Origin of the sequence: Gaetbulibacter sp. M240 (assembly GCF_043876815.1) — a bacterium.
GTDB lineage: Bacteria > Bacteroidota > Bacteroidia > Flavobacteriales > Flavobacteriaceae > Gaetbulibacter_A.
In genome coordinates this window covers 344,558-356,834 of the sequence record NZ_JBAWKA010000003.1, presented here as the reverse complement: position 1 = coordinate 356,834, position 12,277 = coordinate 344,558, and the positions used below count along the sequence as shown (strand labels likewise).

Genomic DNA, 12,277 nt, shown 5'->3' with positions numbered 1-12,277 from the left:
GGTTCTATTTTATCGTTTTAAAAGCTTCAGTTAAATCACTTTTTAAATCATCCAGATCTTCAATTCCAACAGACAAGCGAATTAGATCACTGGTAACACCGGCTGAAGCCTGCTCTTCTTCGGTAAGCTGTTGGTGTGTTGTGCTTGCCGGATGAATAATTAAAGATTTTGTGTCTCCTATATTCGCCAATAGAGAGAATAATTTGGTATTGTCAGCAATTGCTTTTGCCGCTTCAAAACCCTTCTTCGCACCGAAGGTTATGATACCACTCTGTCCGTTTGGCAAATATTTATCAGAAAGCGCTTTATATTTACTGGAAGCTAATCCGGGATAATTAACCCAGGCTACGGCATCCTGCTTTTCTAACCACAGTGCCAAATCTAGTGCATTTTCGCTATGTTTCTTTATTCTTAAGGGCAAGGTTTCTAAGCCCTGAATAATATTAAAGGCGTTGGTTGGACTTAATGCACCACCAAAATCTCGTAAGCCTTCCAAAATTAATTTAAAAGTATAAGCCGGAGCTCCTAACGTTTCATAATATTTCAAACCATGATAACCTGGCGAGGGTTCCGTAAACTCAGGGAATTTACCATTGTCCCACTTAAAAGTTCCGGCATCAATAATAACCCCTCCAAGGGAATTTCCTTGTCCTCCTATATATTTGGTTAGAGAGTGTATCACAATATTCGCCCCGTACTTTATAGGGTTTAACAGGGCTGGGGTCGCCACGGTATTATCAACTATAAAAGGCACTCCCGCGGCTTTCGAGTGTTTTCCAATCGCTTCCAGATCCAAAACATCCAGTTTTGGGTTTCCTAAGGATTCTACAAAAAAGGCTCGTGTATTAACCTGAACAGCTGCCGCAAAATTATCCGGATTATCGGCGTCTACAAACGTTGTTGTGATACCTAAACGTGGCAAGGTTACTTTAAGCAAATTATAAGTTCCACCATATAAACTACTAGACGCTACGATATGGTCGCCGGACTTTAATAAAGTCAAAAAGCCTGTCGCGATCGCTGCCGTTCCGGAAGCAAAAACCACAGCACCAACACCACCTTCCAACGCGGCTAAACGCTCTTGTAATATCTGATTTGTTGGATTGTTTAAACGGGTGTAAATAAAGCCTAATTCTTGTAGTGAAAATAAATTGGCCGCATGATCGGAATCATTAAACACATACGAGGTGGTTTGATAAATCGGAACTGCTCTTGTGCCCCAAGTGGCTTTTACATCGTGTCCAGCATGTAATGCATGGGTTGCTAATTTTTGTGTACTCATTTTTCTAAGTTTTTTAGTTTTAAAATAATTAAACCTAAAGCCAAAATGCGCCCTTAAGCGTACTTCATAGAAAAATGTTAAAAAGAAAATGTAATAAATTACTAAAAGTAACTCGTTAGTTATCTATCTAAATTTTCATTTAGTAGAATGTAGCACCTTCTTTACAGGTAAAGGGTTGCTAAGGCTTCAACGGGTCTATTCCCTCTGCCTTTCTTGATAACATTTCAATACGTTTTTTGAACTTTGTGAGTACAAATATTCAATTAGAAAAATGGAATATCCAAATTTTTTAGAGGTTATTTTTATTTTTCTAACTGATTGGCCTCAAATTTCCCCCGGATAATTTCTGCGATAGGCCTGTTTTCAATCTTCGATTCCAACCATGAAATAATGTCGAGATACAAGAACGCCCGACTTTCATAAGGGTCATTCTCAAATTCTTTTAATTTTTTATGAAGTCTGGTGAAGGCCGCTGGAACTTCATGCGGATAAATATCCCCCAAGCCACGTAAAAATTTAATGATTTCCTTCTGAACCTCGTGCAGATCCTCCATTTTAATTAAAAACTTATAGGTACTTCTAATCAATACATCGAGATTATAATCCAATCCTGCCTCGTAATGCGCTACCAAGTTCAAAATCCTTGAAAAACACAATAAATCCTCTCGCATTTGAAGGCTTTTATTACTGATGATCTTATCCAAATACTGAATGCACTTTTTTAACTCACCGGCACCAAAATACATACTGGCCATTTTGTAATAGAACACCATAATATGATGCTCGTCAATACGATCTTTATAAATTTTTAAGCGATCCAGAACCTCATCGATCAATGGTAATCCCGCCTTAAAACGGCCTTCCATAAAATAGAGATTAAATTTGTTGTTGTAGATGTATAGAAAAGCTAAACCTTCCACATTATCGTCGGTATGAAACCATTTTTTTTGCGTCACGTTCTCAAAACGCTCAAGACTTTCTTTGAACTTTTCATGCTGTCTCAAATAATAAAGAGCTTCAAGCAAATAATGATTCCCTTTCAGGAAAAACACCGGGTTCAACTGGATCATATCTTTATTTTCATAAAACAAATCCACCCATTTGGAAGCGTATTTATAACTGGATAAAAAATCTACCGTTAAAAAACTATACCACAAATAGGATTTGTACAACCAAAGTTTTTCACGAAATCCCAGGTTATTAATATCGTATTTAGGTAGGCGATCATGAAAATATTTAGTGACTATTCTATGCTCTTCATCGTTTTTAACATAGCCGGTTTTCAAAAATAAACCGTACAACTGCAACGATAAATTCGATAATTTACTGGTCAACACATTTTGAACGCTCAGTTCTTTAGCCTGTATGGTTAATTCATCAGCTCGATTACTTAAACTTCTTGTGATATATTGTGATTCAATAACCTTTTCCAACTCGACAATTTCGTAGGCAATATTCTTCTCTTCGTGGGAGATTGCCAAACTTTTGGCTTTATCCAATATTTTTAAGCTTTGTTTGTACAAGCCTTTATGATACAATATCGTAGCAAAATCAAGCTGTTCCCGAATTTGAATTCGAATATTTTGATGGGACGGGTTTAAACGTAAACTGATTAGGATCTGTTTGTAAAGGTGGGCTTTCAGATTCGATAATTGCTGCTTTTTTACAATCCCTTTTTTAATGATTACTGATTCGTCGTAAGTAGAAAGTTTATCTAAAATATTGAATAGCATCAAAAATTTTGAGTCCTCATTTACCCCTAATCTTCCGACATAAAGTTTAAATTGACGCTTTTCAGACTTCGAGAGGGACTTTACCAATACAAACAAATTATCTTTTTGATCTCTTGTCATAGTTATAATCTAAACCTTAAGTTTTTGACTATTAGGTTTTTAGGTTCCAAAATATTAGTTTAAACATCGTAATAAATGTACGATGAATTCTCTATTTTCCAAACCAAAATATACATTCGTAGTACAATTAGAAAATATATTTTAATAAATGTCTGATAACAAAGTCCAAATTTTTGATACGACCTTACGAGATGGTGAGCAAGTACCCGGTTGCAAACTGAATACTGAGCAAAAAGTTATTATTGCTGAGCAGTTAGATATATTGGGAGTTGACGTGATTGAAGCTGGTTTTCCGGTATCGAGTCCTGGTGATTTTAGATCGGTAGAAGAAATTTCTAAAATTGTTAAAAACGCTACGGTTTGCGGCTTAACACGTTCTGTAGAAAATGATATAAAAGTAGCTGCAGAAGCGCTGAAATATGCCAAAAAACCGAGAATTCATACGGGTATAGGAACTTCCGATTCACATATTACACACAAGTTCAAATCAAATCGCGAAGCCATTATAGAACGTGCTGTTAAAGCTGTAAGCCTTGCTAAAACCTATGTTGAAGATGTCGAGTTTTATGCGGAGGATGCTGGTAGAACAGACAATGACTACCTAGCGCGCATATGTGAAGCTGCTATAAAAGCAGGTGCTACCGTTTTGAATATTCCCGATACTACAGGCTATTGTTTACCTAGTGAATACGGAGCGAAAATAAAATACCTAAAAGAAAATGTAAAAGGCATCGAAAAAGCTATTTTATCCTGCCATTGCCATAACGATTTAGGTTTAGCCACCGCGAATTCTATTGAAGGGGTAATAAATGGAGCACGTCAAATAGAATGTACCATAAACGGTATAGGCGAGCGTGCCGGAAATACGGCGCTTGAGGAAGTTGTTATGATCCTAAAACAACACCCTTACTTAAACTTAGACACGAATATCAATACGCAAATGTTGTATGGTATAAGCCAGTTGGTTTCCGATCGTATGGGGATTTACACGCAACCTAATAAAGCTATTGTAGGGGCTAATGCCTTTGCACACAGTTCTGGTATCCATCAGGATGGGGTGATCAAGAACCGTGAAACATATGAGATCATCGATCCAAAAGATGTTGGCGTAACCGCCTCTGCAATTGTGCTTACTGCACGTAGTGGTAGAGCCGCCTTGGCCTATCGTGCCAAAAATGTTGGTTATGAATTAACGAAGCTTCAATTAGACGAAGTTTATAAAAACTTTTTAGATTTTGCAGATAAGAAAAAAGAAGTTGATGATAATGATATCCACCAAATCATAGAAAGTTGTAAATTGTATAAGGAAATCATTTCCGCATAGCACAAAACGAATGAAACTAAATATTGCCGTTTTACCGGGCGATGGTATTGGCCCAGAAGTTACAGCACAAGCCGTAAAGGTCTTGAAAGCTGTTGCTATGGAGTTCAATCATTTATTTACGTTTCAATATGGTTTGATTGGGGCCAGCGCTATTGATAAACATAACGATCCACTCCCTGAAGAAACGCTTAGCATTTGCAAAAACGCAGATGCTATTTTATTTGGAGCCATCGGAACTACAGCCTATGATATTGATCCGAATGCCAAAATGCGTCCGGAACAAGGCTTACTAAAATTGCGAAAAGCTCTTGATCTCTTTGCGAATATCCGACCTGTGATCGCTTATGAAGAGTTATTAAACAAGGCTTCTTTAAAGAAAAGCAAAGTTAAAGACACCAATATTCTGATATACCGCGAACTTACGGGAGGAATCTATTTCGGAGAAAAAAAATTAAGCGACGACGGTAATGAAGCTTCTGATATCTGTGCTTATACGCGCCAGGAAATCGAACGTATCACACATCCGGCGTTCAAAGCTGCTCAGGCAAGACGCAAAAAAGTAACTTTGGTTGATAAGGCAAATGTGCTGGAAAGTTCACGACTTTGGCGTCGGGTGGTTCAAGAAATAGCACCACAATATCCAGATGTAAAACTCGATTATATGTTTATCGATAATGCAGCCATGGAACTCATCATTAATCCAAAACAATTTGATGTCTTACTTACCGAAAACATGTTTGGAGATATTCTATCTGAAGAAGCTGGTGTTATTGTCGGCTCGATAGGGCTTCTCGCTTCAGCATCTCTTGGAAAAGACCATGCTATGTTCGAACCTGTTCACGGTTCGTACAGTCCGGCTACAAACAAAGGTATTGCCAATCCAATAGCCTCCATTTTATCAGCCGCCATGTTGTTAGATCATTTTGGTCTGGATGATGAGGCCGTTCGTGTACGCGATGGGGTAGGCAAATCATTAAAACTGCATATCACAACACCAGATTTAAATACAAAATACGACAATATAAGCACAACTAAAGTAGGAGATTTCATTGAGGATTTCATCAATAATCCTGATGAAACAAACCTTAACTTTACCAACATACATTTAGGGCAATCGACTATTATTTAATTTTTAGAGTTAGTCGTCAACAAATTAAACGTAGTATTGCTTAGAAAAGCGCATGTAAATATGCGCTTTTTGCTTTTTATAAATCTTAAAGACTGTTATGACTCCCGTCGCAATACGGCAAATTGCTACTCTGCTTGCACATGCATAAAAATGCCTTACCATCACGCTTTGGTTCAAAAACAACCGGTTCGAAATCATTACGACGATGTGAACCATCACAAAACGGTTGCTTATCCGATTCACCACAAGAACAGAAATACTTGGTTTCACCTTTGTTTAACTCTATTTCAACCGGTGCTGTTCCGGCAACTTTTGCTTTGCTCATATCATTAATTTTTAAGTAATATAAGAAATAAGTATTGAAATCAAAATTCTGATTATAAAAATCTATTTGGGCGTTCCCCAAGGGTCGCGCTTTACGCTGTATCTTTTTTGTACCAAAAAAGGATGCCGCTTCAATCGCTAACGCAGCAAGAGTAATATGAAAGATGTTTTGTTATTCCAAATGAAGCCTGGAATCTACAGGAAGCAATTCGCTTGATAAGATTACCACGTCGCTTTGCTCCTCATAATGACGATTTTGAATGTCATTCCGAGTGAAACGAGGAATCTCTTTATAATCATTTACGAATGAATTCTATTCATCCAACACGGTTGTTGCCACAGCAATCTTAGAATCTGCCGTGCCGTAGTATAAGAACCAACGGTTTGAATAAGGAACCAAACCTTCCACAAAACACACCAGATTTACCTCACCTATTTTTTCATATGGTTTATCCGGGTAAATAAAATAGTCACTCGTTCTATCCAACAAGATATATGGTGCTTCCTTATCAAAAAGGGCTTGCCCTGCGGCGTAGGTGAATTTTGGTAATTCAGTATCATTAAAATTTGCAGCATTACTCCCGTTGTATATGAGTAAAATTCCTTTGGCTGTATATAAAGCGAAAGGGCCGGGTTCTACCAACCGACTATCAAAATAACCCGGGCGTGGATACAACACTGAAATCGGGTTTTTAGATTCTTCATTCTCACAAATCTCCCAATGGATCAGGTCATCCGACTTTGCAAGAAAAATATCAGTATCACCAAAATACATCCAATAGCTGCCGTTTATTTTTTTTGCAATTACCTTTTCACCTTGAAGTTCTGCAACGATCGCCCCTGATTTCGACCATACATCTCGGTACTTTTTATCCTCAAACGCCAGACCTTGTTTCGTCCAATGTAACAGATTGCTCGAGGTGGCCACACTCAACCGAGCAGTTTTCCCATCATAGGCTGTATAGGTCATCACGTAATTCCCATCCGGGCTACCTACAATTCTCGGATCTTCAATGCCATCAAACAAACAGTTCTTACAATCCGTATCCAAGGTGTCATTGGCTAGTTTTTTATAATGCCACTCGTAGCGCATCATAGGATCCTCATCCGGATACAGAACAGGTTTTGACCTTTTATCAAAGTGTAAACCATCGGTACTCGTAGCCAAACCAATGCGCGAAGTTCCGCTGGAATCCTGGGATCTATAAAAGAGATACACTGTTTCGTTGTGCACCACAGCTGCCGGATTTAGAACATTCCGGCTCTCCCAATAGACTGTCTTATTAGAAATTGGAGATTCAAAAGAAAAATCTACCGAGGGCTTCAAAATGGGATTCAAGGAATCTACTTTTTCAACGGTATGAAACCCCCAATCAACCTTATCATCTTCAGTTAATTCATCAGTCTTTTTTTGACCACAATTCACTACAAGAAGCATGATAGCCAAAGCATAAACTATCCTTAAAAGTAACTTCTTATAGATGTTAACATCCATTTTTTCGTTTTAATTTATTCTGGAAACTTCGCTCGGATCTTTTCTAGACCCAAATTATGCATACTTCCTAAATGTGTATGTTTCTTTGAAGTATCCGGTTTATAAGTACCATCCTGAACCTGTCCGCCAATCTTCTGATAGGCTTCGCGGAAGCTCATTCCGTCTTCAACCAGAGTATTAATATTATCCACCGTAAACAAATAGTGATATTTTGAATCATTCAGATCTACGTTCTTTACTTCAATTTGTTGAATGGCATAATCAAAGATATCCAAAATAGCCTTCAAATCTTCAAAAGCGGCGATCATATTTTCCTTTAGCAACTGGAAATCCCTATGATAGCCACTGGGTAAATTGTTGGTGATCAGGATCATTTCAGATTGAAGTGCCTGAATCTTATTGCATTTCCCACGGATCAGTTCAAAAACATCCGGATTTTTTTTGTGAGGCATAATACTACTCCCGGTTGTAAGAGCATCGGGAAAGCTGATAAATCCAAAATTCTGACTCATATACAGGCATACATCCATAGCAAATCGTGCCAATGTATTGCTTAATCCACCCAAGGCAGCAGCAATTGTGCGTTCGTTTTTTCCACGCGCCATCTGGGCTGCTACCACATTGTATTTAAGAGTTGAAAACTTTAATTCTTTGGTGGTCATTTCACGGTCGATGGGAAACGAACTACCATAACCTGCAGCCGAACCCAATGGGTTTTGGTCTACGGTTTTTGAAGCTGCTTGTAACAGATATACATCATCGATCATCAATTCAGCATAGGCTGAAAACCATAACCCAAACGAGGATGGCATCGCTACCTGCAAGTGTGTATAGCCCGGTAAAACATTATTTTTATATTTTTCCGCAAGTCCCAGTAAAGTATCAAACAATGTTTTTGTTTTTGCTTGAATCGCCTCCAACTGATCTTTATAATACAGGTGTAAAGCTACTAGAACCTGGTCATTTCTGGAACGCGCCGTATGGATCTTTTTCCCGACTTCTCCTAGTGATTTTGTAAGTTCAAATTCAATTTTTGAATGTACATCTTCAAACTGGTCCTCAATAACGAATGTGCCATTAGCAATTTGCTCTTCTAGCTTTTTTAAACCACCCAGCAATTCCACCAACTCTTCCACTGAAATAACACCAATCTTCTGCAACATTTTGGCATGTGCTTTCGAAGCCATAATGTCATATTTTGCAATATGGCTGTCGATCTCCCGATCATTACCAACGGTAAACTGCTCTATCTTTTTATCTATTGATATACCCTTATCCCAAAGTTTCATGCTTCTTTTGTTTTATGTTTTTTTCGGATCTAATTTTTAACTTATAATACCTTCTCCAACAGCTTTATGTAAATCTCAATGCCTTCTTCAATTTCATGAACATAAATAAATTCATTTGCAGAATGCGAACGCGTGCTATCTCCGGGTCCTAACTTTAAACTTGGACAAGACAAAGTCGCCTGATCCGATAAAGTTGGTGACCCATAAGTGGAGCGCCCCAGAGCTATTCCTGCTTTTACCAGATCGTGGTCCATTGGAATAGACGACGAATTTAAACGCAAACTTCTTGGTTCTATCTTACAAGGTGCTTCTTTTTGTAATATCTCTGCAATTTCCTTATTCGTATAGGCGTCATTAACACGAACATCAATAACAAGGTCAACATCGGCAGGTACCACATTGTGTTGAGATCCTCCCTTTATCTGGGTTACCGTTAACTTGACATCACCTAAAACCTCCGAACTTTTTTCAAATTTAAAATCCTTGAACCATTGCAGCACGGCAATCGTGTTATAAATAGAATTATTGTTATTAGGATGCGCGGCATGACTTGGAGTGCCTTCAACCTTAGCATCAAATACTACCAAGCCCTTTTCGGCAACAGCGAGATTCATGAGCGTTGGCTCGCCTACAATGGCCACATCCACTTTTGGGATCACCTCAAGCATACTGTTCAAGCCATCAGGGCCGCTACTTTCTTCTTCCGCGGAAGCGACCAAAACTAGATTATATTTTAGATTCGTATGATCGTAAAAATAAGTAAAAGTCGCTATTAAAGATACCAAACAACCCCCGGCATCATTACTCCCAAGGCCAAACAACTTTCCATCCTCCACAAAAGCTTTGAACGGATCATTAGTGTAAGCCGTGTTGGGTTTTACCGTGTCGTGATGGGAATTTAATAGCAGTGTTGGTTTACTTGCGTCGAAGTGTTTATTTACTGCCCAAACATTGTTTTTAGTTCGGGTATACGTGAGATTATGAGCCTTAAACCAATCCTCGATCAATTGTGCGGTTTGGTCTTCCTCCGACGAAAATGATGGTGTTTCTATTAGTTTTTTTAAAAGCTCGATCGCCTCACTCTTAAGTTTCTGTATCATAACTTTAAAGTTGTATGTTTTTGAGGATTTGCACTAATGACTGTGGCATTTCCGATGATCACTTTTGACACACCAGCCTTCAAAGCGTCAAAGCAATTAGTTAACTTTGGCAACATACCATCAGCAATAACACCTTCTCGTTTTAAAGTATTATAACCTTCAGAATTAATAGTTTGAATAACAGAATTATCATCATCTACCGATAACAAAACACCATTCTTTTCGAACACATAGATTAATTCGGTTTTAAAAAATTCAGAGAGTCCGACTGCTAATGCAGACGCTATAGTATCAGCATTGGTGTTAAGCAGTTGCCCACGATTATCATGGGTTATCGCACAAAACACTGGGGTAATTTGCTGTTCTAACAAGACTTGTAATACGTCTGCGTTTACCTGTTCAATATCTCCTACAAAACCATAATCGATCGTCTTTACCGGTCGTTTTACCGAACAAATTGTATTCCCATCTGCACCTGTAAAACCTATAGCATTGCATTTATAAGCTTGTAATTTGGCTACAATACCTTTGTTGATTTTACCCGCGTATACCATGGTAATAACATCCAAGGTTTCCGCGTCGGTAATACGCCTTCCTTCAACCATATTCACAGGAACCTGCATATCCTTAGCTAATTTTGTGGCTAATTTTCCACCGCCATGAACCAATACTTTAGGTCCCTGCAATGCAGCAAACTGTTCTAAAAAATGATCTAGGGCTTCCGGATTATCAATAATATTTCCGCCAACCTTTATAATTTTTAAACTGTCCATGTTACAGGTTTTCTAATAGTTTTTTCAACACCAATTGTGCGGCATAGGTTCGATTATTCGCCTGATGCAACACAATAGAATTCTGACTATCCAATACGGCATCTTCAACAACTACATTTCGACGCACCGGCAAACAATGCATAAATTTAGCTTGCCCTAGTAACGATTTGGTGATCATCCACGACCTATCGGTTTCTAAAATTTGTCCGTACTGATCATAGGAACTCCAGTTCTTCACATATACAAAATCAGCATTTTTACAAGCCTCTTTTTGATCGTGGATCACAGGGACATTTTTAGTGATCTCGGGGCTTAAGTCATAGCCTTTAGGATTTGTGATCACAAATTCGACATCCATTTTTTGCATAACTTGCGTAAAGCTGTTCGCCACCGCATGAGGCAAAGCTTTTACATGGGGCGCCCAACTAAGAACTACTTTAGGTCGTGCCTTTTTACTAAATTCTGAAATCGTTAAAGCATCGGCAAGACCCTGAAGCGGGTGCGCTGTGGCACTTTCCATATTAACTACAGGAACCGATGCATATTTTTTAAAAGCATTAAGAACTACCTCATTTTCGTCTCTTTCCTTATCCGTTAAGGTAGGAAAAGCTCTTACTGCAATAATATCACAATATTGTGAAACCACTGCTGCGGCCTCTTTGATATGCTCAGCGGTAGACCCATCCATAACTGTACCATCGCCAAATTCAATGCCCCAGGCATCCCCGGAAACATTCATTACCATGGGATCCATACCGAGATTCAAGGCTGCTTTCTGAGTACTTAAACGCGTTCGTAAACTGGAATTAAAGAACAATAAACCCAGGGTTTTATGTTTTCCCAAAGCGTGGTGCTTTACAGGGTGTTTTTTTAAGGCCAAGGCTTCCGATATCCAGGTTTGAATATGATCTATATCGTGTATCGAGGTATAATGTTTCATTCCTTATTTTATTTTTGTGAATGGCACTTTATTTCCAAAAGCATTCAGTATAAAGTCGTCTTCCAGTCCATTGACGATCCAGGTTTCTATTTTAGCTTGTTTTGTAACGTTGGCTGCTTCTATTTTTGAAAGCATACCACCACTGCCGTGCGAGGATTTAGATGGCAACACCTCTTGTTTTAAATGCTCATAATCGGTGACTTCCCGGATGGTTTCAGGTTTTTTGTTAGTCACCGAAGCTTTGGTATAAATCCCGTTCGTATTGGTAGCAATGATAAAGAGATCGACGCCCAATAAAACTGCTGTTAATGCCCCTAATTTATCGTTATCCCCGAATTTAATTTCATCCGTGGCTACGGTGTCATTTTCATTAATAATAGGGATGTAATTATTGTTTACCAACACGTTTATGGTGTTTATAATATTGGTTTTACTTTCTTGTTTTTCAAAATCTGAATACGACAGTAAACACTGGGATGTTAGTAAACCGTAAGATCTAAAAATTTCCTGATATATGCGGATCAAATGGGGTTGCCCTATGGATGCCAGAGCTTGCTTTACAAAAACACTGTCCTGCTGACTTTCCAGTTTCACAAATTGTTTTGCCACAGCAATCGCTCCTGAACTCACGATAATAAACTCGTATTCATCTTTGAGGAGGGCAATCTGATTCGCAATATCCTCGATCTTCCCCCGCGATAAATTATCGGTCTCCTTGGTTAAGGTATTAGAACCTATCTTTAATAATATACGTTTCTTTTTCTGCAT

The 12,277-nt window shown here is 38.5% G+C and carries 11 protein-coding genes and 1 riboswitch; of the genes, 2 read left to right on the top strand and 9 right to left on the bottom strand.

Annotation, left to right across the window (positions count from 1 at the left end; genetic code table 11):
• Positions 1-4: 4 nt before the first annotated feature.
• Both V8G61_RS10735 and V8G61_RS10730 read right to left on the bottom strand, forming a co-directional pair.
• Positions 5-1,282: an O-acetylhomoserine aminocarboxypropyltransferase/cysteine synthase family protein gene (locus V8G61_RS10735; RefSeq protein WP_394875664.1), complete on the bottom strand. Its 1,278-nt coding sequence runs from the start codon at positions 1,280-1,282 to the stop codon at positions 5-7.
• A 116-nt stretch (positions 1,283-1,398) separates the two neighbouring features.
• Positions 1,399-1,505: riboswitch (SAM riboswitch) on the bottom strand.
• A gap of 79 nt (positions 1,506-1,584) precedes the next feature.
• Positions 1,585-3,135, bottom strand: coding sequence for a hypothetical protein (locus tag V8G61_RS10730; protein ID WP_394875663.1), 1,551 nt, complete (start codon positions 3,133-3,135; stop codon positions 1,585-1,587).
• A 148-nt stretch (positions 3,136-3,283) separates the two neighbouring features.
• On the opposite strand from V8G61_RS10730, the gene V8G61_RS10725 reads away from it, so the two are divergent.
• Together V8G61_RS10725 and leuB are read left to right on the top strand one after the other, a co-directional pair.
• Entirely contained in the window at positions 3,284-4,459 is a 1,176-nt protein-coding gene (locus V8G61_RS10725) for a 2-isopropylmalate synthase (RefSeq protein ID WP_394875662.1), read from the top strand.
• A gap of 10 nt (positions 4,460-4,469) precedes the next feature.
• Entirely contained in the window at positions 4,470-5,588 is a 1,119-nt protein-coding gene (gene leuB, locus V8G61_RS10720) for a 3-isopropylmalate dehydrogenase (RefSeq protein ID WP_394875661.1), read from the top strand.
• Positions 5,589-5,673: 85 nt separating this feature from the next.
• On the opposite strand, the gene V8G61_RS10715 is transcribed toward leuB, so the two are convergent.
• From V8G61_RS10715 to proB, 7 genes are all read right to left on the bottom strand, one after another.
• Positions 5,674-5,913 carry a CDGSH iron-sulfur domain-containing protein gene (locus V8G61_RS10715; protein WP_394875659.1) on the bottom strand — a complete coding sequence of 80 codons (240 nt, stop codon included), beginning with the start codon at positions 5,911-5,913 and terminating at the stop codon, positions 5,674-5,676.
• A 312-nt stretch (positions 5,914-6,225) separates the two neighbouring features.
• Entirely contained in the window at positions 6,226-7,407 is a 1,182-nt protein-coding gene (locus V8G61_RS10710; protein ID WP_394875658.1) for a glycoside hydrolase family 130 protein, read from the bottom strand.
• Between the two features lie 14 nt (positions 7,408-7,421).
• On the bottom strand, positions 7,422-8,696 hold the full coding sequence (gene argH, locus V8G61_RS10705; protein ID WP_394875657.1) for an argininosuccinate lyase: 1,275 nt from the start codon (positions 8,694-8,696) through the stop codon (positions 7,422-7,424).
• A 41-nt stretch (positions 8,697-8,737) separates the two neighbouring features.
• Entirely contained in the window at positions 8,738-9,796 is a 1,059-nt protein-coding gene (locus tag V8G61_RS10700) for a M20 family metallo-hydrolase (protein ID WP_394875656.1), read from the bottom strand.
• On the bottom strand, positions 9,793-10,569 hold the full coding sequence (gene argB / locus V8G61_RS10695; protein ID WP_394875655.1) for an acetylglutamate kinase: 777 nt from the start codon (positions 10,567-10,569) through the stop codon (positions 9,793-9,795). Before argB ends, V8G61_RS10700 begins: the two co-directional genes overlap by 4 nt.
• Before the next feature lies 1 nt (position 10,570).
• Positions 10,571-11,509, bottom strand: coding sequence for an N-acetylornithine carbamoyltransferase (locus V8G61_RS10690; protein WP_394875654.1), 939 nt, complete (start codon positions 11,507-11,509; stop codon positions 10,571-10,573).
• Between the two features lie 3 nt (positions 11,510-11,512).
• Complete coding sequence (gene proB / locus V8G61_RS10685; RefSeq protein WP_394875653.1) at positions 11,513-12,277, bottom strand: glutamate 5-kinase; 765 nt, start codon at positions 12,275-12,277, stop codon at positions 11,513-11,515.